The following is a 26,406-nucleotide window of genomic DNA, read 5'->3' as shown; positions in this document are numbered from 1 at the left end:
GCGTCGCCGGGGGCGCCGGCTTCGGCTGGTCCGCCGGGCGGGGCGGCGCCCGCTCACCGGCCATTCCCGGTGCTCGGGATGACGATCGGGTAGGAGACGGTCGGCTGCGGCCGCACCACCGGCTGATCCCAGCCGGGCCACTTGATTGGATACACCGTCGACTCCGGCACGGGCTTCTGCTCCCCCGGAGCTCCGCCCATCGGCTTGCTGCCTAACACGAACGCGGCGAACACGAATAACCCGAGGAGCATCACCTGCTTGCTCGACCCAGCTGGGTTGCGCCAGTGCTCGCGGACCTTGAATCCGTTGCGTACGTACTCCCTGACGACCGGCATGCGGCCCCCATCAGTCGGGTTGCGCCTTCCTGCACAACGGACCAATGAAAGCATTGCTCCTGACACCTCCTCACCGCTCAGCAACTAGTCAGGCCATACCGGGTCTCCTGCACGGGTTCGGCTGTGGAGATGAAGGCCGGAGTGCTCCAAGGGTGGGGTACCGGTCAGGCTGCGCGTCCGGAGGAGAGGGGACAAGCGTGTCTGAACACGACGACGCACAGGCGGCGGAAGCGGCGCTCAGGAAGGCCGTGGAGGAGCTGGGCGGCGATGGCGCGGGCGCAGACGGCCAAGCCGCCCAGGAGGTGATCCGGGCGCTTTCCGGCGGCGCTGGGCAGGAGTGGACGCCGGAGCAGGAGGGCCAGATGCGGGCCTTGGTGGAGCAGATCCGCAGAGTGCGGAAGATGAACCGGCCGGACGCGGGCTCGTGCCACCGGAAGCGGGAGTGGCGGGACCGGGCGCGCCTGGTCGACCTGATGACTCTTCTGCCCCTGCCGCCGACTCGGGACTAGCTCCTGCTGATACCCGCTGGCTGGAGCCACCCTCCGCCCGCGTCGACAAGAAGATCAGCCGTCCGGGCCGCCGACCGAAGAGAAGACGCGCCGCGGGCCGCCGGCGGAGCCGCCCCGATGGTGGATCGAGTACGGCATCGGCGTCTCCCGCAGGCCCGACCCGAACCAGTCTGGTACGGGTGTGGCGCCAGGTCGACCAGGGCGTCCTTGTGCCAGGACGCCACGAGCGTGTCGGGCTGCCTGCCCCGGCTGCAGCTCCATGAAGACGCGGTCTTCCTGCGGCGGGAGGATCCGGTACGTAGCGGAGGGGGTGTTGGCCGGGATGAACCGGGACAGGGAGCGTGGCGGAGCCAGCGAACCAGGCCGACGGCGTGAACACTGTCCTGCGTGAGTCGAGCAGTGCCGCCGGCCGTCCGCGAACGCGCCCGCACCCGTAGCTGTCCCCAATGCCGTGCCAAGCCAGGGGGGAAGTGCGCCCGGTGGTCGCCGGGATGACCACTGTGCTCAAGGGTCGGCTCCGTCGATCCGGACCTGGTGGCTATCGAGGCCCGCAAGCACATGGAGAACACCGCCGCAGACGACCTGGACCGGGCCACCGACAACGGCGAGATGGTTCCGGTTTCGGACGATTGACGGACGTGGATGAGGCGCCCCGACCCTCAGTGACACCGATGCCCCTCCCCAGACACCGGCAGGAGCGGTCCGACCATGGCATATGACCCGGATCTGGCCGGCCGTATCCGGCAGGCGCTGTCCGGCCGTGCCGACTCCCGTGAGGTGAAGATGTTCGGCGGTCTCTCCTTCATGATCAATGGGAAGATTGCAGTCACGGCCAATGCCCTCGGCCGGTTGATGGTCCGCTGCGACCCGGAACGAGCTACAGAGCTGCTGAAGCGGCAAGGCGCCCACTGGCCCGAGATGCGGGGCAAACCGATGAGCCGAGGATGGATCGTCATCGATGCCCCTGCCCTCGCATCCGAGAAGGCCTTCCACTCCTGGATCCAGGAAGCACTCACCTACAACAAGAAAGTGACCTCAAAGTGACCGGCACCCCCCGCCCCGCGCTTCGGACCGCACTCGCCTACCACCAGGCATGGGCCAGTCACGACCTCGACCAGGCCATGCGCTACATCGCCGACGACATCATCTGCGACGCGCCCCCTGGCCGCCTGGAGGGCGCCGAGGCATACCGGGCCTTCATGGGACCATTCGTACAGATCCTGACTGCCGCGAAATTGATTGCGGCCTTCGGTGACGAGACCACCGCGCTGATCATGTATGACACCGAAACCGCGCCAGTGAAGAGCGCCCCCGGCGCCGAGTACGTCACGGTCAAGGACGGCAAGATCACCTACAGCCGATTCATTTTCGACCGGGTCCCGTTCGAAGCAGCCCGCAAGGGATCCAGCTAGACCGAGCCGTCTACGGGGGCCTCCCGCACCCCTGTCGGGGGCGGTGAACCGGGCTCAGGCGCATATCTCGTGAGGACGATCAACACGCCTGCGGCTGGTTACTGGGAGTGACACCGTGCGCCAGACCTTCGGTTTACGCCGGGCCGCAGTCCATCGCGACATTCGATGGCGTAGGTGAGGACCGCGCTCAGCGGACGGCCTGGGCCTGGACCGTCCACGTGGTGTGAAACGTCATCCCTTGACAGCGGATGTCGGAGTCTTCCTTCAGCTTCACAGCGGCAGGCAGCACGAATGGCAGGTTGGCCTGGCTGAGGTCAAGCGTGGGCAGGGGGCCCACGCCGACTGTGGACAGTTCTATCTGATCGTGGCAGTACGTCATGTCGTCGGCGTTCGCAACGGTGTCGATAACGACATCTCCGGCGGCAATGTAGGTCAGTCGGGCCCTTACGTTGCTGTTCGGGTTGGTGAAGGTGAGGGTGACGTCTGCGGTTTCACCAGGCAGCAGTGTGGCGGTTTGCGCGCCGGTGACCGTGATGGGGGCGAAGTGCTCGGTGGAGCCTGTCACTGGGCCCGATGTGCTCTGCTGGATGAAAGGCATGATGTGCCTCCTGCTCAGACGGACTGGACGTGCTTAGGAACGGTCTGTCCTCGGCGGCCCGTGCTTCACCGACGCTCGTCAGCGGCCAGTGGGCGCTGCCGTGGATCTTCTTGCCGGGGTCTGGAGTCGGCGACTCACAGCCGCCCGGGAGCCCGATCGGCCGATGTGGCCACATCGGCCTACGGCCCTGGGAAGGGGCCACCGCTCCGTCGCCGAGAACGCGGATGGCCCTCCCGCTCAGGTCGATCGAAGCAGTGGTGAGGGGAACAGGTTGGCCCAAAACTGCTGCCTCTGCGGGCACGCAGGAAAATAGTCAGGACGGCAGCCGAACCCTGGCCCGGCACACCGGCCTGGAATGCCGTCCCTGGGGTTGACGGTGGGCCAGCTGCCGACGGCTCACCTGTTCGGATGCGTACAGTAACCCATTTGCACTACGTCATTGACAACCATATTGACGTCACGCCACCCGAACGGTGGAGCGCTTGGAGGGGGCAACCCGCGGGAAGTGCGCCCTTCGGGTCGTCCCGCATGCGATGGCCTGCCAGGGCCTGGCGCGGATCAATCGTCAAGACCTGTGGATCGGTTGATCTTGGTTCGACGAGTTCGACCTCGAAGCCGTCCTCGTTCTCCAAGTAGGCGCATAGTGCTGCGCGCCGCCGACGTGCGGATGCCGGTCGGGGACATCGGATGCAAGCCGTGCAGTGCCGCGTCGGTGGCCACCCTGTCTCGCCCGCAGGTCCTTCGCGATCACCGCGGTCTTCTCACCCGCCGCGAACCGCCCACCGGCCTGACAACCGCACCTGTTCACGAGATGCCCGACACTCAGCAGTCACGCCCCCGCCCTCGCCATGACGCACACCCGGCATACCGCAGGGATCACCCACCGTCACTACCCGAAGCCACACCGAAAACCTCAGTAACGCTCAACATCGCGGCTAACCGCGAAGCAACGAACCTCGCTGACCTGCTCAACTTCCGCGTCCACTGGCCGACATCCATCAACGTCAGACCGCCCCGCCAACTAACGGTCGGAGAACCCGCCACCTAGTGATCTGCGCCTCGAACCTGGCAGCCAGCCGCGCAGCCGGACGGCTTCTGGAATGTCTGGGATGCGGAGCATCCACGGGTGCCAGGCTTCCGCTGTCAGCCGGTAGCGGTGCAGGTTGTGGAGCAACGTGGGGTAGGGGGGAAGGGCGGAGCGTCGGAAGTGGACGGCCCGCTCGCTGTGCCGTGGCCGGTGGTCGAGCACCTGGCCGTGCAGCTCGGCATCGAGGACCCCTCGGTGGTCAAGCGGTACACGGAGCGGCGTCAGACGCTGTACGACAAAGCGGCTGCACGCCACGGTCGCGGGCGCTGCCCGCCGCGCAGACCCGGCGCTGCCCGGGGATCTGGTGGCGACGCTGAAGACGCCGGAGGGCTCGCGGTTCTCGGAGCTGGAGCGGCTGCGCCGGCCGCCGACGCGGACGACGGGCACGGCGTTCGCCCGCGCGCTGGAGCGGGTGGACGAGATCGGCGCGCACCGGCTCGGGCGGCTGAGACTGTCGCAGATCCCCCGAACCGGATGGCGGCGCTGGCCCGGTACGCGCTGGGGTCGAAGGCGCCGCTGCTGGAGCGGGCGGCGGAACCGAAGCGCCGAGGTCGCCATGCCGGCCGCGCTCGCGAACCGGTACGCCACGGTGCGCCCGTTCCTCGCCTTGCTGGGTGAGTCGAAGGCGCTGGACGCGGCGAGCGCGGGCATACGGGTCCTGGCCGGGGTGCGCGGCCTGCCGACGTTGGCGCGGCGGAAGGTGGGGGTCAAGCCGCTGCTGCCGCGCGAGGTGGACGACAAGCTGGTGCCGCCCGCGTGGCGCAAGGCGGTGTATGCCATGCCGGACCTGCTGTTCGAGGTGAACGCCTGGACCGGGTTCCTCGGCGCCTTCGTGCACCTGGGCGACGGCCCGCGACGGCACGGAGGACCAGCTCGGCGCGCTCGGCCTGGTCCTCAACGCCATCGTGCTTTGGACCACGAAGTACATCGACGTCGCCGTCGCCCAGCTCCGCGCCGAGGGCCACGACATCCGCGACGAGGACATCGCCCGCCTCTCCCCGCTCAAGCACCGCAACCTGAACCTGCTCGGCCGCTACAGCTTCACCGCCAGCGTCCCGGCCGCCGGCGCCCTGCGCCCACTGCGCGACCCGGACGCGCCGGAGCTGGACGAGGACGACGACGGGGGCCAGCCGGACTAGTCGTGGCCGACCAGCGCGGTGATGAGCTTGCGGGCCCTCGCCTTGGTCAGCCGCTTCGCGGCCGTCGCGCACCGCCGACATCTCAGCCTCCAAGATCCCCGACCTCGTCACCCGCGATCAGCTCTGCGTTTCCTCGCGGCGTCCAAGAGCGGCCGCATCGGGTACGAGGAGCAGCTTGCCGGTGGTACGCCGAGCCTCCAGATCGCTGTGGGCCCGGGCGGCCTCGGACAATGCGTAGCGGCCCGTTACGGTGACCTCAAGCGCCTTGGAGCGCACCCACTCGAACACATCGGCGGCCCGTCGGAGCAGTTCGGACCGATCGGCGATGAAGTCCCCGAGGCTGGGCCGGATCAGGGTCAGCGAACCGCCGTGGGCGAGCCGCATCGGATCAAACGGCGGCACGGCACCACTTGCCGCGCCGAAGAGCACGAGATGGCCGCGGGTTCGCAGGCTGGCGAGGCTCGCATCGAAGGTGTGCGCGCCGACGCCGTCGAAGACAACCGGCAGTCCCTGACCGCCGTTGAGCCGCCTCACCTCGGCTGCGAGATCGTCGACCGCGGAGGAAAGGATCACCTCAGCGGCCCCGGCACGCTTCGCCAGCCCGGCCTTCGCCGTGGTCGACGTCGTGCCGATCACCCTGCCGCCGAGATGGGTGATGAGCTGGGTCAAAAGCAGCCCCATGCCACCAGCAGCCGCATGCACGAGCACCGTGTCGCCCCCCTGAACCGGGTAGGCGTCCTTGACGAGATAGTGCGCGGTCATGCCTTGGAGGAGCACGGCGGCGGCTATCTCGAAGCCGATATCGTCGGGGAGCGGCACCAGCCGGGAGGAGTCCACGACGGCCCGCTCGGCATACGTGCCGGGAATCTCCACCCAACCAACCCGGTCCCCGACTGCGACGTCAGCGACGCCGGGTCCCACTTCGACGACCGTGCCGGCGCCCTCAGCGCCCGGGGTGAAGGGCAGCGGGAGGCTGTACCGGCCTTCGCGGTGGTAGACGTCGAGGAAGTTGACCCCGGATGCGGCGACCTCCACGATCGCCTCGCCCGGACCCGGCCGCGGCTGGTCCACCTCGGCCTCCTGCAGCACCTCGGGACCGCCCACTTCGTACACCTGAATCGCTCGCATCATGGCCCTCCAATATCGGCTCATCCCCCACCAACCCCGTTGATGGCGATCCGATTCCCGGCAAGCAGACCAGGTGTACGCGGCCCGTGACGACTGCCGGGTCGGCGCGGTGGCGAACCTGGAGGTCTATCTCGACCTGCACCCGACGCTGGCCGGCCTCAACCAGCCGCTGCTGCTGTTCCGCACCGACGGATTCGAAGGCGCCGCCCGAATCGACTCGTCCTGGGCGGGCCTTTCCGGCCACCGCGTGCTGCTCCCCGACGCGCATCACCGGGCGTTCACCGACTACGGCTCGCTCGTCCCTCGACTCCACACTTCCGGTCTCGTGACAGCGACGGCGCGGACCGCGCTCGTCGGGACCGGCGACCCTGCGGTGACACTCGCTGAGGTACGGCGCCGGGTGGAAACCTTCTTCGCCCGTCATATGTCGTGACGGGACTACGAGGCGGCGGCGGGGCGCCCGCTCCAACTCACAGGTGCATCGGTCGCCTGTCGGCAAACGGTCGCTTGACGACAGGCGGTCGACACGTCCAATGAACCCCCGCAGTCCGGGGGTTCGCGGCGCCGCGAATTCACATTCCATCGCCGCCCTCGCCCGCGAGCACCGGGTCAGCCGCGGCGCCATCCGCACGGCCGTCGCCGACCTCCTCCCCGACCACACCGCCAACGAGGAGGACGCGCCCGCCCCGGAGCTGCCGGTCACTCTCGACATGCCGGGCAAGGTCGCCGACTACCTCCGCACCACCGAGCTGGAGCCCGCCGAGCGTGCCGCGCTCGACCAGGCGACGGCGTCGCACCACGCTTGCCGGACACGAGCGCCTGCTCGTCCTTCAGCAGCGTCCAGTGCTCGACGAGTTCGTCCAAGTCCAGCGGAGTACGGGCCACGATCGACGATCGTCCCCGCAGAGCTTCACCCACCGCAGCCGTACGGCCCAGGACTCACCCACACGGGTGATGCCCTTCCCAAGATCATCACCGTTTGCGGCTGGTGACAGCATTCTTACCGGCACCCCTACCCCCTCTGCACCTCCCGCCGCGTCCTGGCCGACCCATCGCGCACCCGTCGGCGGCAAACCCACGTCCGCACCAGACCCGGACCAGCAGCCACCAGCTGGCCCTGGCGACCCCGACACGCCCCCGCTGTCGCTGGAGCAGGGGGAGTGGGACATCCCGCGCGTCCAGCTGCGCTACGACAGCGCGGTCATCGCCGCAACCATGCTGACCGCCCAACTGCGCACCGGACGGGCCATGTACGACGTCACCGTGCACCAGCCGGGCGCGATGCCCAAGCAGCTCCCGGCCGTCCGCTCCCGATGGCGGAAGGCCGACCCTGAAACCGGGGTCGGCCTTCCGCGCTCGTGAAGTGGGCCCACGGCCCGCCGACCACGTAGTGCACCACGCGGCCCCGGTGAGCAGCGACGATGCGGTGCGCGAGGTGGGGTCAAGTGGCTGTTCGGAAGAGGCTGCGTGCCATCTCCAGGACATCGGGTTCGGTGAGGCCTGCTCGTCTGGCCAGGTGCGCGAAGTGCCGGCATGCGTCTACGACGAGTGCTTGGGTGGGGGAGGAGGCGGCCATGACGACTGCGCCCCGGCCGGGCCTGAGGTCGATGAGGTGTTCTTCCTTGAGGATCTGGTATCCGCGCAGCACGGTGTGCACGTTGATGTCGAGGGTTCGGGCGAGAGAGCGGGCGGCTGGTAGGCGTTCTCCCATGTGCAGTGTGCCCTCCGCCAGAGCGCGGCGTACCGCAGCGGCGATCTGTTCCGCGAGGCTGACGGGCGACGAGTGATCGATTACGACCAGCATGTCAGCGGTCCTTGGGGCTTTGTTCGCGGAGCCTGTTGATGAGCTTCGCGGCTGTCCCGGCGTCGTCGACGGTGATGACGAAGGTGGTCTGGTTGGTCAGAGCGAGCCACAGTGCGTCGCCCTCGCGTAGCGAGATTGCGCTGAGGCCGGGATTCCACCGGTAGCCCCAGCCCCCGATCTCGATGGGGCGGGTCCAGCGGGACGAAGCCTCTTCGATGCGGGGGATGGGGAAGTGCCGCCTCAGAAAGGGGAGACAGACCGATGCTGCCGTGACGCCGCGCTCGGAAACGGTGACTCTGATGGCCGCCGTGATCAAGAATGCCGCGGAGAAGAGCAGAAGCGAGAGTGCCCAGGTCCGGTGTGAGGGATCCACGGCCGCGGCGACCAGGAGGGCGGCAGCGGAGACCAGTCCGGTGGCGAGCATCCATCCGCTGACGAGGGAGCGGTGCCAGACCATGACCGGCCCCGGTTTCCCTTGCGGGTTCATGCTCGCTTCCGGGCGACGAACCATCCTGCTACTGCCACAGCGAGTCCCACCGCAACGGCTATGACGACCTGCTGGGTGGACAGCCGTTCCTGGCCTTCGGTGCCTGTACTGACCCACATGGCCAGCACGAACAGGCAGGCGGTTGCCGATGCCAGGCCCCAGGCGAAGATGCCGAGTGCCCGGACGGTGGTGATCGCAGTTTTGGCGGATATGAGGGCAGCACCGATGCCGACGGCCTCGATGAGGAAGACCAGCATGTACTGGCCAAGTGCCGCGGCGGGGGAGCTGAATCCGTTGGCGTCGCCGTCAAGAGTGAAGTGGGTGGCCACCCTTCCTGTGAAGGAGTTCCTGAACAGGAGAAACGCGATGGCTGTAGCAAGGGCGCCGACGGCGAAGGGCGCTATCGGCGTGAGGGCCCGGTGTGTCGGGGCTAAGGACGTCTTGTTGTTGCCTGTCATCTGAGGTGTGTCCCCTTCGTGCCGGGTACGCCTGAAACTTGCTCGGGTCGTAATAGAACAAGCTCAACTCTTGCATCGACCACCTACCCGAGCTGACACACCGTCATGCGGACACTCGCGAGGAAGACCGGATCTGTTCGATGGGGTCAGAAATCGATAGGGATTTCGAATTTGCGGCTGTAGTGTCCACTCATCCCAGATCATTTGTCTCATAACGTGACAAATGGCGCTACATGTAAGGGAGTTACCCATGCAACGACGCGTGAGCGTCGCCATAGCCGTCGCGTCCGTCCTCGGCTTAAGCGGTGTCGCCGCACAGGGGGCGATGGCCACAAGTGCGGCGTCCGCCCCCCGTGCAGCCGTGGCCGCAACCCCGCAGGCAGCCCAGGACGGACGTGCGCTCTTCGAGGGGCTTGCCTTCGCGCAGGGCTCTGTGGCTGAGGATCTCGGTGAGTCCGGCAAGTTCGCCGACCTTGCCACGCTGCGCCAGAGCAACAGCACCCCGGAGCAGAGGCAAGCGGCCTCCGCCCTCCTGGACAAGGTGCAGGCAAATCAGCCGCAGTTCTTCGCCGGCTTCTCCGGCAAGCTCCGCTCCGGTGACCCGCGGAAGGTCCAGGACGGCATCAAGGAAGCGGCGGGCGTCCTTAAGTCCCTGTCCGATCAGGCGCCGCCGGTCAAGCCCGGTGACACCGGTACGGGCACAGGGCAGTGCGCCACCGTCGTCCTCGCCGTGAACGTGCTGGTCGCCGTCAACCTCGGCGGTGCCGTCAACGTATCGGTTGCCGTCAATATCCAGGCTGCCGCCAACGTGGCGAACGCAGTCAACTTCTGGTGGTCGCCGCCCAGCGGTTCCGGTTCCCTGAGCGCGGACGAGCAGATCGCCGAGCTCACGCAGGTTCTGGCCGCCTGATCCACGGCCCCGAGGGCGGGTCTGTCGCCAAGGCCCTTCGGTGCCTGACCCGCCCCTTCGGTGCCTGACCCGCCCTCCCCTGCCCTTCAACCCTCCCGTTTCGCCAGCATGCGCCGGCTGCCTACCGACTCAGGGACCACATCCACCCATGCGTATCAACAACAGGATCCAGCTAGGCTCCGCGAGACCGGAACACTCCATCGCGGTGCCCCGCCCCTGGATCACGGCCACCGCCGTGATGTGGGCACTGGTGAGCCTCTACATCGCGCAAAGCTTCCTGCCTCACAACGTGGTGTCCCTTCCCGCGCAGGACCACGCACGCAAGGCCGCAACGGTCATAGCGCCACAAGGTTGGGCCTTCTTCACCAAGTCTGCCAAAGATCCCCAATACGCCCCGTACCGACTGATCGAAGGTGACTGGAAGAGCATCTCACTGACTCCGCATTCCAGGCCGTCGAACTTCTTCGGCCTCGATCGCGCTCCCCGTTCCCAGGGCATCGAGATAGCGCTGCTGCTGCACCAGGAAGACATCAAGTGGACAGCGTGTGACAGTTCCGCCCCCGTGGCCGACTGCCTGGCGAGGGGCACTACCGAGGCAGCAACCGCGGTGACCAATCCATCCCCTTCTCCCAGCCTCTGCGGCCGTGCCGCAGTCGCAGAGATGCGGCCCGTCCCCTGGGCCTGGCGCCACCTGTCGCCCGAACGCCACACACCACAACGAGTCGCAGTATGGGAGGTACGTTGCCCGTGAACCAGCACATCCCGCGGCCGTGGACGAACCTCTACGGACTCGCCCGCACCCTCGTCGCCCTGGGCACCGGAGCCACCTTGGCCGCGTCCAGCGCAGAGACCCTCTTCAGGCCGGTCGCCACCATCGGCGACTACCCCTTGTGCCGCTCCACCACCGCAGCCAGCCTCTTCTGCCTGTCACCCGACAGCTACACACACCTGACCTGGATGAAGTGGATCTGTGTCGCTGCGCTCGTCGTCATCGCCTCCGGGTGGCGGCCGCGGTTCACCGCCCTCCCCCACGCCTACATCAACTACAGCGTCTTCTCCGGGATCTCCATCGTCGACGGCGGCGATCAGATCGCCCTGATCCTTTCCGTCCTTCTGCTTTTGCCAGCCCTCGGAGACACACGGCGATGGCACTGGCAGCCACCCCGCCACCCGGAAGCCGACACACCCACCACCCGCGCCTTCGCCCTCATCGGGATCAGCGGACTGGTGATGGTGCGTCTGCAGATGGTCGTCATCTACCTGCAGGCAGCCATTGCGAAGCTTCCGCACGCGGAATGGCAGGACGGTACAGCGCTGTGGTACTGGGGAAGCCACCTTGACTTCGGCCCCGCCCCATGGCTGGACTCCCTTACAACACCCATCCTCGCCAGCCCACTGGGCGTTGCCCTCATGACCTGGATCCCAGTGGCGATCGAAGGCTCACTGGTCATCGCGGCACTTCTCCCGTGGCCAATACGCCGATGGGCCATGTACGCAGGCATCACCTTCCACCTCTGCATCGCCCTCATGATGGGACTGTGGAGCTTCGCCCTGGCTATGACAGCGGGCATCCTCCTCCTCTGCCTGCCTCTGGGATCCGTCATCTATGCGCGGAACATCGGCAAAGACGTCGACCCCCCGGAGCGGATCTCCGAACCCGAGCCACTTGCTCCACCGATCCCCCAGCGCTGATCCGTCCACCTCGGCGGGCACACGATCACGACTCAAGGCAAGAGCGCACCCGCGCACCCGTCGCGCAACTGGTGCGCGATGGGGCGGGCTGCCCGGCACGCAGAATGGCGGCAACCCCACCGAACCGCCCGGCCGCACCCATGACCTGACCGCGGCCCGCACCCACCGCATCATCCGGATCTGTGAACGCCAGGGCGTCCCCGTGCCCGCCGACCGCGCCTACATCGGGGCCGGCCCCTGGGTGACCACGCCCACCAGACGGCTTCCCGGCCAGGACCTCACCACAACCCAGCAGACGATCAACCGAACCCTGTCAGCGGCACGAGCACCGGTCGAACGAAGCATCGCGCGACTCAAGTCCTGGCAGATCCTGCGCCGGGCCCGCTGCAGCCCCAACCGGATGACCGTCATCGCCGCAGCCGTCCTCACCCTGGAACGTCAACGCTGATGCATCTCATTGCCATTCCGGGGTGAGGACGGATTGGCAATGGCCGTCATCCAGTTGGGAACCGTCTCACGCCCAGACAAGTCGCCCTTCGGCAACGGAACAGACCGGATAGTCCCCCGCGCCGATCCTCGTCAGCATCTCCGCCACGGAGTCGAAGTAGTGAGCCAGTGACGCGTACTCGCCGGTCACCGTGGGCGCACCCACGAACCATCTGCCGATACGTCCGTCCCTCGCGTCGATGAACTGTCCCATCCAGCCGTCCCGGTCCGACTGGAACGGGATCCACTCCTCGCGCCATTCGCTCCCACCGGACAAGGGGTGATTCGCGTAGAGCCTCTCCATCGCCCGGATGCCCAGAAAGAAGCTTCCCTCGTCGGGGAACCCGTCGAAGCCGCAGCACATCACGTCGTCGTCGACGTCTTCCTCCGGCAGATCCAGATTGTTCTGCAACAGCCACGTCCGCAGGTCCCCATGAAGGGAGATCCCTATCCGTTCCTCGGCTGCCGCGAGCATCTGCTCCGTAGCGGGCCCCGGCAGATCCGAGTGATCGGCCGGCGCGTGCTCTCGAAGAAGGCTCATCACACGCGACCAACTCTCAGCCACACTCATCGCCCTCTGCCCTCTGTCCTCTGTCCTCTGTCCTCTGTCCTCTCTACAGGGATGTCTCCGTCCGACTACGCCACTGCGGAGGTTGGGAAGTACCGGCCGGAGAACCCTGCAGGGATGGTACTTCGAGCATGCGTTCTATCCCTCCCCACAATCACCTTCCGCCCCGAAGCGCAGGACCGGCCCCTCAGCGAAGTGACCACCCGCGACTTTTCCCAGACAACCCACCGTGCCCGGCGGGCCCAGCCGAGGAGCTTCCAGGCTCAAGCGAGGGCCGCGGCGTCACCCTGGAGTGGCGAAGCTGAAAACGCTGAGTGACCTGCCGTTTCATTGAGCCGGACAGTGCCATCGCCGAATGGGACATGTACTTCGAGGAGCCTTCGGCCGATGCCCCGCCGGTTGATCAGCTCCTTGGGTGGGCGTGGCCAGACTGGGTCACTGCCCACTTGAACGACGGCGTCGAGGTGTTCGCTCTGCCACAGCGGTTGACCCGGGCGCTGGCCAACGCGAGCTCCGCCGAGCTGGAAGAGCTTGCAGGCCGCTGGACCACGCGCCTCGGATCCGAGGACAGAGACGACATGACCGACGATGACCTGCTGGCTGTCCTGCAAGGCGTTGCCCGCCTCGCAGCGTCTGCGGTGAATACGGGTGGCGGCGTCTACAGCTGGAGCTTCTGACCGTCCCTCCGCGAGGGCGCTCGTTCTTGACGCCGCTGCACGCCAGGAGCTCGGTCCCGGTCGCGTCGAAGTACAAGGTGAAGAAGGAACCGCACGATCCGGCTGCGGGCGATCGACGCCTTGCTGGAGTGGGCCGAGCTCGGCCATCCGCGGGCCCGGGAGGCCCTGTCCGAGGTCGCCTCCGGCCACCGGACGCAGGATGTCACCGTCTGGACCAAGGCACTCAACCGGATCGCCCTGTTCGGCGACGCGAGCGTCGAACCGGGCCCACTGCGCGCGCTCGCCGACACCGGGCACCGCGGGGTGCGGTGGTCGGCGCTCGCCTGTGCCGAACTCGGCTCCGCCGGGCCGTTCCGCTGATCACCGCCCTGCTGGAGCATCCCGATCCGTTGGTCCGCGAGGGTGCCTGCGAGGCGCTCGGCCTCTTTGAGGAACGCGCCGCCGTGCCCGCCCTGACAGCCCGGCTGAACGACGAGAGCAGCTGGGTACGCAGCAGGGCCGCCCTGGCGCTCGGCCAAATCGGCGGCGACCGGGCACTCGCTGCGCTCTGGCAGGCCATGATGGAACGCCGGAACCCGAAGGCCAGTCATCTCGCCTCAGCGATCGCTGCCTTCGGCCCGCCGGTGGTGGACGACCTGATCGCCCTCACCACCGATCCCGACCCGGACCTCCGAGCACTGGCCTGCCGCGCTCTCGGCTCCACCGCCGACGACCGGGCCCTGCCAGCACTGGAACGCCTCATCGCCCACGACCTCGCCAAAACCACCCTCCGGCGGCCTCGTGGCAACCGCCGCCAAGCAGGGACTGCGGACCGCGCACCGCATTCGCGCGCGCACCGCATCGACCTGAGCTCGACGCTCGTCTCGACTGACGTGCACTCTGAACCCCGTCGGTCGACCTGACCGTACAGCGGCGGGGCGTGAGACGACGGGGAATGGTCTGGCATTTGATAGGGGGAATTGACTGACTGTCGACAGGGCAACATAGCGGTCAATCGGTCAATGCCAAACCCTGGCTGCAACAGGCCCTCCACACCCGTACGCCGGTCCCGGACTCCAGCCACTCCCGCGCCGTGGCCACGTCCCTTGTCATCGGGGACGGCGCCCGTGAGCGCCGAGAGGCCACGCTTGAGCATCTGAGGAGGACCGCCGATCAGCTCTGGAAGCCGGACTCGGCAAGGATCTTGTCGATGCGTGTGCGGTGCGCCTCCTCCCAGGCGTCGAGGGTCTGGTCCGCCTCCTTGGCCAGCTTCGCCTCCGCCGTGCGCAGCACCTCCTCCTGGCGTGCGGCGGGTACGACGACGACGCCTTCCTCGTCGGCGACCACGACGTCACCGGCCTCGACCCGCACACCGGCGCAGCGCACCGGCTCGTTCAGCGGCCGGACAATCTTCTTCGCCCCGGGGATGGGGACAACTCCGCGCGCGTATACGGGGAAGCGGGCCTCGCGCACCTCGTCGATGTCGCGGATCACTCCGTCGGCAACGAACGCGACGACCCCGCGCCGCTGGGCGACGGCGCAGACGTTGCCGCCGGCGAGTGCGAAGTCCACGTCGCCGGACTCCACCACGATGACCGAGCCGGGCGCGGCCCGGTGGATCGCCGCGTGCAGCATGAGGTTGTCGCCGGGCGGGCACTGCACCGTGAAGGCCGGACCGGCGATACGGGGCATCGACGGCCACAGCGGGCGGATGCTGATGTCCATGACCCGCTCGTGTCCCAGGATGTCGGCGAGCGTCGTGGTGGGGATGTTCGCGAATGCGGCGATGCTGCTCATATGGTCCTCCTGTGTTGGGCGTTCTTCTCTTTGGATATCCGGGCGCGCTACCAGTGGATCACTGCGTCCTTCTCTGTGTTGAAAGGAGGACGGTCCCAGGTGGCACCGCCGTCCGATGAATTACATGTTCCCGGCCTCCTGACCGGCGGCAGCGCAAGCCATTGCCCCCGGCGGCTGCTGGAGCCTGGGCCCTCGCCGGGTCGGCCGGCAGGAACGCCTACGGCTTCAGCTCGGCAGGCGTCACGTCGATGGCAGTGGCGAAGGTCGTCACAGTCGCCATCAGGCGGAGCTCACCGTACGAGGACCGCAGGAGGAGCGACACCGCGAAACCGCATTGCCCGGCGGACGGCGGCATGACACATGTGTCCATCAAGGAATACGAGGTGGCACATGGTGGCCCGTACACGCTGACCACCGGTCCGGACGACGCCCTGTGGTTCACCATGGTCCACAGCGTCCGGATCGGCCGACTGGCCCCCGGAGGCGAACCCTCCTACCACGAGCTGGAACCGACGTGCGCTCCGACCGTCATCACCACTGGGCCGGACGGAGACTCTGGTTCACCGAGTAGCACCGGCATGCCCGCGAACTCGAGCCAGCCGGTCAGCCGCTGGCGGAGGGTGTCCTTCTCGGCGGCGACGTACAGGGCCTGCTTCTGGCCTGTGGAGCGGTCCAGGTGGAACCAGCCGGGCATCTCGGCGACGAACGCGTCCGCCTCCGGCCAGGCCGGCGGGACGTGGACTTCGCGGACGGTGTCGATCAGGTCGGGGAAGCGGCCCTCCCGCCGGGCCTGGGCCAGCCGCGAGGACAACCCCCGGTACATCGGCGGCGTGTGGGGCAGCACCCCCTCGGCTGCGAGTCGGTACATGACCTGCCTCAAGGTCACCTTGAGCGGCGCGTACCCGTCCACGATCTGCCGCGCCCGTTCCACGGCGAGGGGCCACCGGATCCGTTCACGAGCCATACCGGTACATGTACCCCTCCGCGCAGTCGCCGGCCCCCGGGATACGGATAGACCGCTCCCCTCGGCTGTCGCGAGGTAAGAGGTGTCGTTTTCCGAAATGGGCTTGTTTACGGCCCCTGACCTGCACGAATGGAAGATCATCAGATTCGGGGCAGTTCACGTTTGCGGCACCGATGCGAACTGACGGTGCATGAAAGTCGTCCTGCTACGCGAGGGGCCGTCGTGAGGCCGATAGGCCGGAGGCGGTGCGTTTCGGAAAAAGGAGGAGGCATCGTGATAGCGGAGCTGAGCGCGCTCTTGGTCGCTGTGGTGGGTGTCGGCGGAACGCTGGGCGCGACGCTGATGGCGCAACGAGCTCGCCGGGACGAGGTATCGGTCCAAAACGAGCGTGCCGAGCGCGAACGCCGGCAAGACCTGGAGGAACGTGCCGTGGAGGGGAGGCGGGAGGTGTACGCCGCGCTGAATGGGGCCGCGCGTGCCTACCTCATGGCAGGGCAGGACGCGGTGTTGGCTCTGCAGCGCGGCGAGGCCCTGGACCCAGCGTTCGAAACGGCGCGTGTGGCGTACCGGGACCAGTACGCCCTTGCCCAGATGGTTCTTCCGGACCTTCCCCTGCGCGTGGCCGCCGAGACCAACCGCAGCCTGGGATTTGGGCGACTCCTCTTACTGCAGTTCGAGTCAGGTTCAGACCAAGACAAGACTTTCCAGCAGATCATGGAGTGGAACCACGGCCCGCTGAAGAATTCCCTCCGCCTCCTGCGCCAAGTGCTCCGGGACGACCTCGGCGTCGCGCCACTGGATCGATCAGAGGTGCAGGAGTCCGTGGCACAACTCGCTATCGCAACAAAGGACCTGCAACGGAGGATGCTGGCCGAGGGTGCTTGGCCCGGAGCGCCGCAGCTCACGTTCCCTGCGGGATGACGATTCACCGGAGGTTGCAAGAAGCATACGTCGGCGCGAACAAAGCGCGGGCAAGTGGGTTGGTGGCCACGATGTCCAGGCGCCCGTTGCTGACGAATGCTGCGGACAGAGTCATCGAGTCCAGCAGCCACTGGACTCGGGGCGGGACATCGACGGCTTTGCGGCGGCGTCGGGTCCTGGGGCCGGGATGGGCGGCTTTGGCCAGGTCGAACAGGTAGGTGCGTTCGTCTTCGTCCAGTTGCAGGGTGTGGGCCACCGCGTCGAGGACATCGTCGGACACGCCGCTGATGTGGCCCTTCTCCAGCCGGGTGTACCACTCGGTGCTCACACCGGCGAGGACCGCGACCTCCTCGCGGCGCAGCCCGGGCACCCGACGCCGGCCGCTGGTGGGCAGGCCGACCCGCTCGGGGGTGAGCTGGGCGCGTCGGCGGGCCAGGAAGTCACGGATGTCGGCGCGGTTGTCCAAGCGGCGTTCCATGGTCTTCGCGCTACGGCCCGAGGCCGTGGGGAGGGGGGTTGAGCTTGTCCCCCCGATAAGCGCAGGCTCCCGCGCTCGCGGCGGAGGCGGTTTCGTGGAATGCGCACCATGTTCTCGATCCTCTGCGGAGACGATGTATGACCATGCGAGGAGGAACCCTGGCCCTTGATCACCTCGCTCCACGCCGAGGACGATCACGGTGCCCACGAGGCTGTCTTCGGCGCTCTGGAACGCTTCCCCGGTCGAGACCTTGTCAGAGGGGCGGCCATGGCAGTTATCAACCTCTTGGAGATCCCCCGAGACAACAGCGGCCACGTCCTGCAGCTCCTGACCATGCTGGCCAGTGACGACGACCTTCAGGCATTCGGTGCCGCCTTCGGTCAGCTGCAGCCCGGGATCCGAGCCGACCTGATGGCACTCATCGCCCACCATGAAGCCGATGAGTGGCTTGCAGACGAGCGCTCCTTCGGACGGCTCCGACTTGCGCAGAACTAACCTCTCGCGCGAGCGTTCAGCACCTTCCGCGTTAGTGCAGAGGACGTCGAGGTGGAACGCGCCGTTGATGCCGAAGTCGGCCAGGCGGTAGAAGCCGCCTTTGCCGGTCTTGTCGGCGAGCTTCTCCAGCATCCTTGCGCACTACGCCGTCCATCGGCGCAAGGTCCGTGGCGTCGTAGAAGCGGGTCTTGCCGTCGACGTCGGCGTACTTCTTCAGCAGCTTCATCGCGTCCATCACCGGGCGGTAGGCGGTGTTGTCACACCGGAAACCCGGCGTGTTCAGCAGCGGCGGCAGCATCTGCCGGTAGTACGAGCTGTAGGAGGAGCGCAGGGTGGTGCGGACCTTGGCCTTGAACACCTTCGCGTTCGCCTTCGCCTCGGCCACCAGCTCACGCAGCGTCTTCTCACCCACCACCGGGAACACGGCCCGGCGTACGTTCTCACCCACCACCGGGAACAGGGCCCGGCGTACGACCTCGTCCGGTTTGTCGACGGCGGCCGTCGCCAGCTTGAAGAGGATGCCCTCCTTGCCGCGGACCTTCTTCAGCTCGGCCGTCAGCTGCTTCTCCACCCGCCGCTCGGCACGAGCGTTGATCTTGTGGGCCAGGGCGACCAGCAGCTCGACCAGGGCGTCGGTGATCTCCGCTTGCCTCGACCAGCACAGTGCCGCGAGCAGATGGCCCGGGTTAACCGCTGACCTGCTCCGGCTCACGGGCGCCGCTCAGCGGCGTGCCGAACCACTGGTGCAGTGCGGCTCGCAGACCGGTGGCGTCTTTCGGCTCGTGTCCGGTCCACGCTATGTGGGAGTCGGGGCGTAGCAGCAGGCCGGTCACGCTCGTGCTCTCTGCCTTGCCGCTTATGACATCGACCCTGTCGTGCCAGGGCTTCGCGGCCTCGGCGAAGTCGCCGCACAGGTCCAGCAGCAAGGGCCGGGCGGTGGTGGTCAAGTCGGCCAGCCGACGGGTGCCTGCGCCGGTGTGGACCACGAGGTCGGGCGCGAAGTCCTCGGTCGTTCCAGCGAGCAGGTGGGCGATGCGTTCAGTGCCGTCAGGTGAGGCGAGCAGGTCGCCAAAGACGGTCCGCAGGGCGCTGACTTCCGGTCCGGGGCGCATCAGTGCCGACTGGGACAGGGTCGAGGCCACGACGTGTTCTGCGACAGGTCGGCGCTCCTCGTCGTAGGTGTCGAGCAGACCTTCGGGGGCCCACCCTCGCACTGTGGCGGCCAGCTTCCAACCGAGGTTGACCGCGTCCTGCAGGCCGAGGTTGAGTCCCGGGCCGCCGATCGCCGAGTGCACGTGGGCCGCGTCGCCCAGCAGCAGTACCCGCCTGTCCCGGTAGCGGTCTGCCAGTCGGGTGTTCCCGCCGGCAAGGCGTCGAAGCAGGTGCGGTCCCTCTCCTTGCGGCGGATCCAGCGGGACGGGCACACCCAGCACGCGTTCGGCGCTCGCCATCATCTCTTCGAAGGTCATCGGGGTGGTGTGCTCGTCCGGCCTGCCGGTTTCGGTGGTGTTGAGGACTGGCACTCGGCCGGGCAGCAGGCCCCACGCGATCGTGCCGCGCTCCGTGCGCACGTACAGCAGGGGTGGCAAGCTCCCGTAGCCGGGAACGTGCAGGCTGCCGTCTGGGCCCAGGTATTCGTCCGCCACGGACACGTTCGCGGAGCGGGTGACGAAGTCGTCGGTGGTCACGCCGGGGAAGCCGATGCCGGACAGGCGTCGCACCAGGCTGTGCCCCCCGTCAGCCCCTACCAGGTAACGGGCGGTGAGAGCCTCACCGTCGGCAAGGGTGATCCGGACGAAGTCGTTGTCCTGGTGCAGATCGGCCATCTCCTGCCCCCTGCGGAGGTCGGCGCCGAGTTCCACGGCGCGTTCGGCGAGGACCTTTTCGATCTGCTCCTGCGGCGCTGGGAGCAGGCTCACGGGGTTGTCGTCGAGTCCTGTGAGGTCCAGCGTGAATGCGCCGAACATGTAGCGGGGCGCGGGTCGGGGCGGCTCGCTGGATCCGCTGATGCGTGCGTAGAGACCACGTCGGTCAAGCATGCGTACCACCTGACCGACCAGACCGTTCGCCCGGGGCTCGGTCTTCGGGCCGGCGAGACGCTCCAGCACAACCGGACGCACCCCAGCCAGTGCCAGCTCGCAGGCGAGCATCAACCCGTTCGGGCCGCCACCGACAATTACCACATCAAGCATGACAATTCTCCTTTTTGGGGAATGGCGGCGTAGAGGCTGCAAGCAGCAGCCCCTGTTCAGGGTGGAAAGGAGGGGCCTACGGAGTGGGAAGTCCGGTGGCCACCATGCGCAGAGCCCGGGGCAGCAGAACCTCCATCGGCTCGCCCGTGCCGCCTTGCACGAACAACTCGAGGGCGACATTGTTCGCGGCCATCACGCTCGCGGCCACCAGACGAGGGTAGAGATCGGACCCGGGATCCGTGCCCGTGCGGTCAGCGATCGCTGCGGCAAGCTCCTTCTCCGCAATCTTGCTCGCCCGCAGCATCTCGGCCTCCAGCGCGGGTTCGGCCAACATCACCCGCAGACCGGCCGCCCACTCATCGGGCTCCTGGGGTGGCATGTGCTCCACCTCAGGGCCAGGCTCCAGCTGCCGTAGTGCCGCCCGAGTGATTGCCTCCCACAAGGGCTCGCCGGCCGGTCCGTGACGCAGCTCGGCCGCGAGCCGCAAGGAGCGCTCAAGGTAGCGAAACGCAATCGCTTCGGCCTTGCTGGAGAAGTAGTTGTTGTAAGTGCGCGGAGACACCCCGACCGCTGCGGCGATGTCTTCCACCTTGACCGCACTCAACCCGCGCTCGACGGTGAGCCGGACTGCGGCCCAGCTCAGCGCTGCGCGCGTGGCTTCCTTCTTCCGTTCCCGAAGACCACTCATGCCCTTCATGTTAGCGGAATATGCGTGGTGCGCAATTATTCGCATCACGCAATTTTCTGGCCGGGATCCGCCGACTCTGACTTCGCCGGTCTGTTTCGCCACGGTTTGGCGGGGTTGGGTCCGGACGGCCTGGAGGACGCGACGTTCCGTGGCCGGTTGGCTGAACGCCTGACCGGCTGGCTGGCCGGTCCTCACGACGCCGACCACTGGCGTGCCAAAGCGGGATTGCCTCCCCAGTGGGTCCTCTGAGGGTCCGCCGCCGGGCACGTCCCTCTGTACCGGACTGGGTACGTTCACGTGCACGCCGGCACCGCGGAAGCCGCGTGGGCCATCGCCTGTCCTCGGACGAGCAGGGCAAGGATCGGGCTGACTGCGTTCGCCGTGCAAGGCAAGATCGGTCGTGTGATACGCGATCCTCGTGACGATGCCGAGTTGCTGGCCCTGGTTCGCCGCTATGTCACGCCCGAGCGGCGTTATCTGAAGCTCGGCGGCGGCGTGCTGCGCATGCAACGTCCTGAGTACGACCGATTCTTGCGAGATCTCTGTGAGGACGCGGGACTCATTACTCCGGATGAGATCGCCACGCTTCTTGAGGGCAGTTGGAGAGAACGGAGAACTGCGGCTTGGCTCGTAGCTGTCTCCCGCCGGACCGAGTTCCGTGAGCGCCTCGGGGAACTCCTGCTGGCCAGCGAGGTCTGCTGTGTTGGGCTGGCTTATTGCGTGACCCTGGCCAGTTTCGGAACGGCGCGCGACGCTGATCTGCTCGCCGCCTACCTTGATCGCTACCTCCGTCGCCCTGACCTCGGATACGACCAGACCGTCGTCATGGGCGCTCTCCAGTTCATCGACCTGAACCTTGGAGGTGGTCAAGCCGACCGCTTCCGGGAACCGGGTGGCCTGTGGCAGCAGTGGCTTCAGGATGCACCTCACATGCAGGGCGACTCGGACCCCACCCCCTCCTTCTTGAGCCTCATTCGTCGGCTCTGCGCGTTCGTCGAGGAATGCGCAGAGGCTCTATGACCGTCCCCATCTCGTGGTGGTCTCTCTGGACCATGGCCGCCGCCGGGGGGAGCAGTCAGCTCTGCGTGCGGGACACGATGTAGTCGAGCCAGTCGCGTCCGAGGCGGGTGTGGCGCCAGGCGGTGGGGAAGACGGCGTCCTCGGTGGTGAAGGACCGGGCCACACCGCAAGTGCAGGTCCATGCGTACGGCTCGGGGCGGGTGTCGTGGCGGGTGGCGGTGACCTCGACCGGAGCGCCGTCGTGGCGGCCGTGGAAGGTGCCGACGCGAAACTCCTTCTCGTCCGGCTTCATGGGGTTCCTTTCGGGTTCGGTGGCGGGCTGCGGGTCGGTGCTTCTGAAGGGCGTGCACGTTGTCCGGGGTGTCTTCGGCGGCCGGCCGGCTGGGGCCGGGAGGTGATGTGCGGTTCGATCTGCCGGAGTTGTGGATGTGGGTGAAGAACGCCGGGCGCAGGGTCAGCCCGCGCAGCGCGAGGGCGGAGGCGGCGATCCAGATCAGACGGGCGCTGCTGCGGCGCGTGGGTCGGCCGTGGTCGGCACGGTGATGGCCGCCGGGATAGGGGGACGTAGGAAGCAGAACGGCGCGCCCCCGGCGGGGAGCGCGCCGTTCGGTCCGAGCTGGATGCCCAGCATGTGCGCGAGCCCGAAGACCGGCAGCGACTGGCCCTGCGTATCACCGTGGACGATGTCCACGGTCACCTCGGACTCGTTCTTGAGCAGTCCCTCGAACAGATACACCGCTTCCCACACGCCACACGGGATGAAGTGCGAGAAGAGCGCGATGTAGGTATCGGAGATGTGCCGGTAGGCGATGCCGCCATAGCCGCCGTACCGGATCGAGGTCCCCGCGAGGAGGTTGTTCTCCCAGGTGTCGATCTGGGAGCCGTCCACTCCGGCCTTGGAGACATCACCCCTCACGTGCGCGAGGTCGAGCTGGATGAACATGTCGATCACGTCCGCCGACGCCATGTTCGAAGCAGCGAGGTACGGTCGCGGCTGCCGCCGGTTCGAGCCCGTTGTCGACAGCCGGGGGTGGCACGGCCGGCGACTTCGCCTACTTCACCGACATTGCTCACTTCGTGGGCCCTGCCCGTGCCGGGGCGTCGACCATCCGCTGGACTACGAGCGAGGACGACGTCCGCTCCGCGTGGCGCGGCCTCGTCCAGACCCGGCAGGAACACCTGCTCGCCGGAAACTGACCCTGGACGTGCGGCGGCCCCGACCGGAGGTGAGCAGCACGATGATCTGGTCATGGCTGCGGTCGATTTTCTGGTCGAGGGCTTCAACGCGGCCCTCAAGTCCGTCTGTCTCCTGCTGCAGCCCGGCGAGGTGCCGACGCCCCACGGACGGACCTGACGAGAAGTTCTCGTTGTAGCGCTCCACCGGGGAGCCGGCTGGGTGGCTGGTCATGGAGTGAGGTCCAGGATCCGCACCGGCTGGCCTTCCCAGCGCTTCGGCAGGGTGGTGGCCACGATCGCGCCGTCGGGCCGGTCCACGGTGGGCTGCGCTGCATGCTGGCTGTGGGCGGCTGCCCAGGTCTCCTGCTGCGCGACGGCGAGCGCGGCGGGCAGGTCCAGATCCAGGACAGTGATGCCGGGCAGGGCGGCCAGGTGCTCAGCAGTGCCGGGGCGGTCGCGGTCGGCCTCGACGAGCGCGCACGCCGGGGCGTACAGGAACCATCCGGTCTCTGCGTGCGCGCGGTGGATCAGCCGGGAGGCCAGCACGTTGCCCTGCCCGGCCGCGGCCATTGCCGTCTCGTCCAGCACGATGTGCATCGCTTCGCTCACGGGCGCTGCACCTGCGCGAGGCGCCGATCGAGTTCGTCGTCGAGTGCGTGCTGCTCGGCAGTGGTCGGCGCGTACCCGTTCCAGGCCCGAAGCGCGGCCTGCGCCTTCTCCGCACGCTCTGCGCGCTCGGCCGGCGTCAGCATCGTCTCGGCCAGCCGGGCCAGGTAGGCGCGCAGGGACAGCCCCTCGGCGGCCGCGATCGCGGCCAGGCGGTCCTTGGCTTCCTCGGGGATTCTCACGTTGGCATCGGACATCGTGGTGCTCCTTCCCATCCCCCCAGGGTACGGGTACGTACCCGTACCCTCTGCCGTCGCGGCACGGCGCTCGCCGCCTGATCGTGTCCGCCGGCCTCACCGAGGCTCCCCTCGGCGTCGCTCCAGCAGGCTCGGCATCGCCGTGCCCTACGGAGCGAGGCTGGCGGAGGTCACCGTGAGGGGAACCGTCGCCGGAACTGGGCAATCCGGGGCTGGTGCGGGTGACCGCCCGGTGAGCCGCAGCGTTTACCGGGTCCGGCCTTGCAAGCAGGGCAGACGACGTCCGTGACCCGCCACACGGAGCGCGGACGCGGGGGCGGGGGCGGGGGCGGGGGCGGGGACATCTTCGAGTTCCATCATCAGCTTGCGGAGCGTCTCGAATGGCTGGTCGACCCACGGCTTTCGAGGTTGGGCAGGAGCACCTGCACGTGTTCGGCTTCCTCTCTCGCCCAGAGCTCGTCACCTGCTCCACGAACACATCGGCTGGACCGGCATCCGCCTACTGCGCCACCACCTTTCGCCGTGGGCACTGGTCACCGTGATGACACTCGGCATGCTCCTTGCCGCCTGGCTGGTCCATCGCCTCGTCGAACGCCCCACCTCCGCCCTCCTGAAGCGCGGCCTCACCCGAGCGCCTGGACTCTCTCCCCGTGCCCGAGCCGGCCCGCCGTCACGTCCCACACGACCAGCTCGCCATCGAGGCCACTGGCCAGGACACCGGATCGCGGCCGCCTCGATCGGGGTGCTTCACCGAGTGCGTGTAAGCGGCCGTGGGTACCGAGCGTGTCGGTGGGCCGGCCCATGGTGCAGGCGGGACGGCCGCTCTCAAGGCCTCTCTCCGTGGGAACGCGTTGAGGGGCCCTGGTGCCATTGGCACCAGGGCCCCGAAGGAACTGCTACACCATCTGCCGGCCCTGATACTGCGCCGGCCTCATGTTTCCGCCGACCCGACCTAGATGCTGTCGGGCGTGCGGGGATCGCGGATGCGTGACCGGAGACCACCTCACTATCGATGTCCTGCGGTACCCAGGCTTCCTACTGACCGCCCGGGCGATCCTGATGGCGCTCGGCCCCTCCGTTCTTCCCTCGGTGATCAACCACTGTCTACTGCTCTACTGCTTACTACTGGTACTACCTGCACTGCTGTTACCACTGATACTGCTCGTGACCTGACCCAGCGTCACGCTCCGGCAGCCAGCCCCGTCGCCCATCCTGCATCTGCTCTGGCTTAGAACCCCACTGCCGAACCTCCCGGTGCGCGCGCCCGCAGCCGACGCCTTCACCGAGGTACTGCACACAGACTCCACTGCGAGTACTGCCAACTCGGTACTGCTCTCGGCAGCCCCTCATCACCGCGGGCCACCCGGTCCGGCAGTCAGTCCCGTCGCCGTCCTGCAACAACCCTGGCTCCGACACTCCACCACCGCACCGCACTGCACACTGCAACAACCTGTACTGCGGGTACTACTGCCCGGCAGTTCATCTCTGCCGAGCCCTGCTGTCTCTCTGGGCTACGAGAGAAACCATAACCAGAGAAGCAGGCAATGTCTACTGCGGTCAGTATAGATTTTCCTGGTCGCGTCAGAGAGGTATCGGCGGTCGTCCGGTCGCAGGGGTGCCCGTCAGGAGCAGGGCGTCCTGGCACTCGATCTCCCGTCGGTATCTGCGGTAGGAGAGGTCCAGCCGGTCGCGCAGGCCTCGGGGGCCGGGTTCCCAGGGCAGTACCACGTCAGGGTGGAGGGCGGTCAGTCGCCGCCATGCCGGGCCCAGGAGGAGGAAGGCCCGGAGGTCGTCGAACTGCCGCCGGCAGATCACCGCGACCCGCCAGACGGCGGTGAAATGCAGACCGAGCACGCTGGCCAGGACCGCGGCCTCGGTGAAAACGAAGTTCAGGACGCTGTACCAGGTGAACCAGTCGCCTTCCAGCAGCGGCTGACCGGCCACCAGGAACAGCCGGTTGACGCAGGTGACCGAGTAGGCCGCCATGCCGACGGCCCCCACCGCGACCCCGACGGCGATGTGGCCGCGCACCATCCGGACGATCCGGGCGCAGGCGATCGCCGAGGCCCCGGAGCACGCCAGGAAGAAGAGGTTGCCGATCACGTAGACGCCGACGATCCGCCAGTCCCCGGTGTACTGGTTCTGCAGCGGGTTGGTGCGCAGGGGCGCCGGAGTCGACGCCATCAGAGCGGCGAGCAGTCCGCTCACCGCCCACGCGGTCAGGAAGAGCGGCCCTCGCCACCAGGGAACCGAGCCGGCGCGCTCCAGTGGCGTCCACAAGTAGGTGGCCAGCAGGGCCAGGCTCACCGACACACCGGTGTCCATGATGATGGAGGCGACCCCGGGCACGGTCGCCCAGGGGATCCACGCGCGGACCGCGGGAATGCCCACGAGCGCGGCGACGGTGAAGCTGCCCAGCGCGGTCAACAGCATCGGGGCCTGCGGGGTCGGCCGCGAGCCGACCCGCAGGGCCACCATCTTGGCGAGCAGCGCCAGGCACAGGAACGCGGACAGGAGCGACTGGAGGTAGGTGATCATGGCGG

At 67.7% G+C, this 26,406-nt stretch carries 33 protein-coding genes and 5 pseudogenes; 19 read left to right on the top strand and 19 right to left on the bottom strand.

Going from position 1 to position 26,406, the window contains the following annotated elements:
* Positions 1-53 precede the first annotated feature (53 nt).
* Entirely contained in the window at positions 54-335 is a 282-nt protein-coding gene (locus AMK16_RS30740; RefSeq protein WP_073920592.1) for a hypothetical protein, read from the bottom strand.
* A 197-nt stretch (positions 336-532) separates the two neighbouring features.
* On the opposite strand from AMK16_RS30740, the gene AMK16_RS30735 reads away from it, so the two are divergent.
* The 3 genes from AMK16_RS30735 to AMK16_RS30725 all read left to right on the top strand — a co-directional run bounded on the left by AMK16_RS30735 (position 533) and on the right by AMK16_RS30725 (position 2,256).
* Positions 533-844 (top strand): hypothetical protein, encoded by a 312-nt coding sequence (locus AMK16_RS30735; protein WP_073920591.1) that lies wholly within the window; start codon positions 533-535, stop codon positions 842-844.
* Between the two features lie 708 nt (positions 845-1,552).
* Positions 1,553-1,888, top strand: coding sequence for a TfoX/Sxy family protein (locus tag AMK16_RS30730; protein WP_073920590.1), 336 nt, complete (start codon positions 1,553-1,555; stop codon positions 1,886-1,888).
* Positions 1,885-2,256, top strand: a complete 372-nt coding sequence (locus AMK16_RS30725; protein ID WP_073920589.1) for a nuclear transport factor 2 family protein — start codon at positions 1,885-1,887, stop codon at positions 2,254-2,256. Before AMK16_RS30730 ends, AMK16_RS30725 begins: the two co-directional genes overlap by 4 nt.
* A gap of 187 nt (positions 2,257-2,443) precedes the next feature.
* Here AMK16_RS30725 and AMK16_RS30720 read toward each other — a convergent pair whose 3' ends face one another.
* Entirely contained in the window at positions 2,444-2,854 is a 411-nt protein-coding gene (locus AMK16_RS30720) for a hypothetical protein (protein ID WP_073920588.1), read from the bottom strand.
* A 1,207-nt stretch (positions 2,855-4,061) separates the two neighbouring features.
* On the opposite strand from AMK16_RS30720, the pseudogene AMK16_RS38660 reads away from it, so the two are divergent.
* Together AMK16_RS38660 and AMK16_RS36805 are read left to right on the top strand one after the other, a co-directional pair.
* Positions 4,062-4,731: pseudogene (locus AMK16_RS38660) on the top strand (Tn3 family transposase); the annotation flags it as partial.
* Between the two features lie 61 nt (positions 4,732-4,792).
* A pseudogene (locus AMK16_RS36805) lies at positions 4,793-5,080 on the top strand (Tn3 family transposase); the annotation flags it as partial.
* 117 nt (positions 5,081-5,197) lie between these two features.
* Here AMK16_RS36805 and AMK16_RS30705 read toward each other — a convergent pair.
* Complete coding sequence (locus AMK16_RS30705) at positions 5,198-6,211, bottom strand: quinone oxidoreductase family protein (RefSeq protein WP_443333624.1); 1,014 nt, start codon at positions 6,209-6,211, stop codon at positions 5,198-5,200.
* Positions 6,212-6,281: 70 nt separating this feature from the next.
* Here AMK16_RS30705 and AMK16_RS30700 point away from each other — a divergent pair, with 70 nt between their 5' ends.
* Complete coding sequence (locus AMK16_RS30700; protein ID WP_242439006.1) at positions 6,282-6,641, top strand: hypothetical protein; 360 nt, start codon at positions 6,282-6,284, stop codon at positions 6,639-6,641.
* 782 nt (positions 6,642-7,423) lie between these two features.
* A complete protein-coding gene (locus tag AMK16_RS36410; protein ID WP_158071266.1) occupies positions 7,424-7,570 on the top strand; it encodes a hypothetical protein in 147 nt (48 codons plus the stop codon).
* Between the two features lie 79 nt (positions 7,571-7,649).
* On the opposite strand, the gene AMK16_RS30690 is transcribed toward AMK16_RS36410, so the two are convergent.
* The 3 genes from AMK16_RS30690 to AMK16_RS30680 are packed head-to-tail and all read right to left on the bottom strand — an operon-like array spanning position 7,650 to position 8,957.
* Complete coding sequence (locus AMK16_RS30690) at positions 7,650-8,012, bottom strand: GntR family transcriptional regulator (protein ID WP_073920585.1); 363 nt, start codon at positions 8,010-8,012, stop codon at positions 7,650-7,652.
* A gap of 1 nt (position 8,013) precedes the next feature.
* Positions 8,014-8,499: a hypothetical protein gene (locus tag AMK16_RS30685; RefSeq protein WP_143196914.1), complete on the bottom strand. Its 486-nt coding sequence runs from the start codon at positions 8,497-8,499 to the stop codon at positions 8,014-8,016.
* Positions 8,496-8,957, bottom strand: a complete 462-nt coding sequence (locus AMK16_RS30680; protein WP_073920583.1) for a hypothetical protein — start codon at positions 8,955-8,957, stop codon at positions 8,496-8,498. Before AMK16_RS30680 ends, AMK16_RS30685 begins: the two co-directional genes overlap by 4 nt.
* Before the next feature lie 250 nt (positions 8,958-9,207).
* On the opposite strand from AMK16_RS30680, the gene AMK16_RS30675 reads away from it, so the two are divergent.
* The 4 genes and pseudogenes from AMK16_RS30675 to AMK16_RS30660 form a co-directional block, all read left to right on the top strand.
* The gene (locus tag AMK16_RS30675; protein ID WP_143196913.1) at positions 9,208-9,867 is read left to right on the top strand and encodes a hypothetical protein; all 660 of its coding nucleotides are present in this window, start codon (positions 9,208-9,210) and stop codon (positions 9,865-9,867) included.
* Between the two features lie 148 nt (positions 9,868-10,015).
* Positions 10,016-10,618 carry an SdpA family antimicrobial peptide system protein gene (locus AMK16_RS30670; RefSeq protein WP_079191829.1) on the top strand — a complete coding sequence of 201 codons (603 nt, stop codon included), beginning with the start codon at positions 10,016-10,018 and terminating at the stop codon, positions 10,616-10,618.
* On the top strand, positions 10,615-11,559 hold the full coding sequence (locus AMK16_RS30665) for a sporulation-delaying protein SdpB family protein (RefSeq protein ID WP_158071265.1): 945 nt from the start codon (positions 10,615-10,617) through the stop codon (positions 11,557-11,559). Before AMK16_RS30670 ends, AMK16_RS30665 begins: the two co-directional genes overlap by 4 nt.
* 127 nt (positions 11,560-11,686) lie before the next feature.
* A pseudogene (locus AMK16_RS30660) lies at positions 11,687-12,007 on the top strand (transposase family protein); the annotation flags it as partial.
* A 66-nt stretch (positions 12,008-12,073) separates the two neighbouring features.
* Here the strand turns inward: AMK16_RS30660 and AMK16_RS30655 are convergent.
* Positions 12,074-12,586 carry an SMI1/KNR4 family protein gene (locus tag AMK16_RS30655; RefSeq protein ID WP_242439005.1) on the bottom strand — a complete coding sequence of 171 codons (513 nt, stop codon included), beginning with the start codon at positions 12,584-12,586 and terminating at the stop codon, positions 12,074-12,076.
* Positions 12,587-12,927: 341 nt separating this feature from the next.
* Here AMK16_RS30655 and AMK16_RS34555 point away from each other — a divergent pair, with 341 nt between their 5' ends.
* The 3 genes from AMK16_RS34555 (at position 12,928) to AMK16_RS36035 (ending at position 14,192) form a co-directional block, all read left to right on the top strand.
* Positions 12,928-13,290 (top strand): hypothetical protein, encoded by a 363-nt coding sequence (locus tag AMK16_RS34555; protein ID WP_079191828.1) that lies wholly within the window; start codon positions 12,928-12,930, stop codon positions 13,288-13,290.
* A 120-nt stretch (positions 13,291-13,410) separates the two neighbouring features.
* A complete protein-coding gene (locus AMK16_RS36405) occupies positions 13,411-13,650 on the top strand; it encodes a hypothetical protein (protein ID WP_073920578.1) in 240 nt (79 codons plus the stop codon).
* The gene (locus AMK16_RS36035; protein WP_073920577.1) at positions 13,599-14,192 is read left to right on the top strand and encodes a HEAT repeat domain-containing protein; all 594 of its coding nucleotides are present in this window, start codon (positions 13,599-13,601) and stop codon (positions 14,190-14,192) included. The genes AMK16_RS36405 and AMK16_RS36035 overlap by 52 nt, the downstream gene beginning before the upstream one ends.
* 250 nt (positions 14,193-14,442) lie before the next feature.
* Here the strand turns inward: AMK16_RS36035 and AMK16_RS30635 are convergent, their stop codons facing one another.
* Positions 14,443-15,066 (bottom strand): RraA family protein, encoded by a 624-nt coding sequence (locus tag AMK16_RS30635; RefSeq protein ID WP_073920576.1) that lies wholly within the window; start codon positions 15,064-15,066, stop codon positions 14,443-14,445.
* 353 nt (positions 15,067-15,419) lie between these two features.
* Here AMK16_RS30635 and AMK16_RS38655 point away from each other — a divergent pair.
* Positions 15,420-15,560, top strand: a pseudogene (locus AMK16_RS38655) (virginiamycin B lyase); the annotation flags it as partial.
* Here AMK16_RS38655 and AMK16_RS30625 read toward each other — a convergent pair.
* Positions 15,560-16,030, bottom strand: coding sequence for a hypothetical protein (locus AMK16_RS30625; protein ID WP_242439004.1), 471 nt, complete (start codon positions 16,028-16,030; stop codon positions 15,560-15,562). The pseudogene AMK16_RS38655 and the gene AMK16_RS30625 sit on opposite strands and share 1 nt — an antisense overlap.
* Positions 16,031-16,303: 273 nt before the next feature.
* On the opposite strand from AMK16_RS30625, the gene AMK16_RS30620 reads away from it, so the two are divergent.
* Positions 16,304-16,951, top strand: a complete 648-nt coding sequence (locus tag AMK16_RS30620) for a hypothetical protein (protein WP_079191826.1) — start codon at positions 16,304-16,306, stop codon at positions 16,949-16,951.
* A 4-nt stretch (positions 16,952-16,955) separates the two neighbouring features.
* Here AMK16_RS30620 and AMK16_RS38650 read toward each other — a convergent pair whose 3' ends face one another.
* The 4 genes from AMK16_RS38650 to AMK16_RS30595 form a co-directional block, all read right to left on the bottom strand.
* Entirely contained in the window at positions 16,956-18,056 is a 1,101-nt protein-coding gene (locus tag AMK16_RS38650) for an MmyB family transcriptional regulator (protein WP_443333623.1), read from the bottom strand.
* On the bottom strand, positions 17,956-18,636 hold the full coding sequence (locus tag AMK16_RS30605) for a hypothetical protein (RefSeq protein ID WP_199885644.1): 681 nt from the start codon (positions 18,634-18,636) through the stop codon (positions 17,956-17,958). The genes AMK16_RS38650 and AMK16_RS30605 overlap by 101 nt, the downstream gene beginning before the upstream one ends.
* Entirely contained in the window at positions 18,611-20,116 is a 1,506-nt protein-coding gene (locus tag AMK16_RS30600; protein ID WP_073920574.1) for an FAD-dependent monooxygenase, read from the bottom strand. The genes AMK16_RS30605 and AMK16_RS30600 overlap by 26 nt, the downstream gene beginning before the upstream one ends.
* 76 nt (positions 20,117-20,192) lie before the next feature.
* Positions 20,193-20,804, bottom strand: a complete 612-nt coding sequence (locus AMK16_RS30595; RefSeq protein ID WP_199885643.1) for an acyl-CoA-like ligand-binding transcription factor — start codon at positions 20,802-20,804, stop codon at positions 20,193-20,195.
* A gap of 24 nt (positions 20,805-20,828) precedes the next feature.
* Here AMK16_RS30595 and AMK16_RS30590 point away from each other — a divergent pair, with 24 nt between their 5' ends.
* The gene (locus tag AMK16_RS30590; protein WP_073920573.1) at positions 20,829-21,053 is read left to right on the top strand and encodes a hypothetical protein; all 225 of its coding nucleotides are present in this window, start codon (positions 20,829-20,831) and stop codon (positions 21,051-21,053) included.
* Positions 21,054-21,206: 153 nt separating this feature from the next.
* A complete protein-coding gene (locus tag AMK16_RS30585) occupies positions 21,207-21,824 on the top strand; it encodes a DUF6000 family protein (RefSeq protein WP_073920621.1) in 618 nt (205 codons plus the stop codon).
* A gap of 55 nt (positions 21,825-21,879) precedes the next feature.
* Here AMK16_RS30585 and AMK16_RS30580 read toward each other — a convergent pair whose 3' ends face one another.
* Together AMK16_RS30580 and AMK16_RS35510 are read right to left on the bottom strand one after the other, a co-directional pair.
* Positions 21,880-22,116 carry a hypothetical protein gene (locus tag AMK16_RS30580; protein ID WP_073920572.1) on the bottom strand — a complete coding sequence of 79 codons (237 nt, stop codon included), beginning with the start codon at positions 22,114-22,116 and terminating at the stop codon, positions 21,880-21,882.
* A gap of 315 nt (positions 22,117-22,431) precedes the next feature.
* Positions 22,432-22,815, bottom strand: a pseudogene (locus tag AMK16_RS35510) (Tn3 family transposase); the annotation flags it as partial.
* Positions 22,816-22,838: 23 nt separating this feature from the next.
* Between AMK16_RS35510 and AMK16_RS30570 the strand changes: the two are divergent.
* Entirely contained in the window at positions 22,839-23,021 is a 183-nt protein-coding gene (locus tag AMK16_RS30570) for a hypothetical protein (protein ID WP_073920570.1), read from the top strand.
* A 207-nt stretch (positions 23,022-23,228) separates the two neighbouring features.
* Here the strand turns inward: AMK16_RS30570 and AMK16_RS30565 are convergent, their stop codons facing one another.
* The 4 genes from AMK16_RS30565 to AMK16_RS30555 all read right to left on the bottom strand — a co-directional run bounded on the left by AMK16_RS30565 (position 23,229) and on the right by AMK16_RS30555 (position 26,401).
* The gene (locus tag AMK16_RS30565) at positions 23,229-23,609 is read right to left on the bottom strand and encodes a hypothetical protein (protein ID WP_242439003.1); all 381 of its coding nucleotides are present in this window, start codon (positions 23,607-23,609) and stop codon (positions 23,229-23,231) included.
* On the bottom strand, positions 23,606-23,863 hold the full coding sequence (locus AMK16_RS30560; protein ID WP_073920569.1) for a hypothetical protein: 258 nt from the start codon (positions 23,861-23,863) through the stop codon (positions 23,606-23,608). The genes AMK16_RS30565 and AMK16_RS30560 overlap by 4 nt, the downstream gene beginning before the upstream one ends.
* A gap of 170 nt (positions 23,864-24,033) precedes the next feature.
* On the bottom strand, positions 24,034-24,207 hold the full coding sequence (locus AMK16_RS38645; protein WP_443333622.1) for a zinc finger domain-containing protein: 174 nt from the start codon (positions 24,205-24,207) through the stop codon (positions 24,034-24,036).
* A 1,237-nt stretch (positions 24,208-25,444) separates the two neighbouring features.
* Positions 25,445-26,401, bottom strand: coding sequence for an MAB_1171c family putative transporter (locus tag AMK16_RS30555; RefSeq protein WP_073920568.1), 957 nt, complete (start codon positions 26,399-26,401; stop codon positions 25,445-25,447).
* Between the last annotated feature and the right edge of the window lie 5 nt (positions 26,402-26,406).

The sequence above is a fragment of the Streptomyces sp. CB00455 genome (assembly GCF_001905445.1).
In the GTDB taxonomy this organism is placed as follows: Bacteria; Actinomycetota; Actinomycetes; order Streptomycetales; family Streptomycetaceae; genus Streptomyces.
This window is presented reverse-complemented; position numbering and strand designations above follow the sequence as displayed.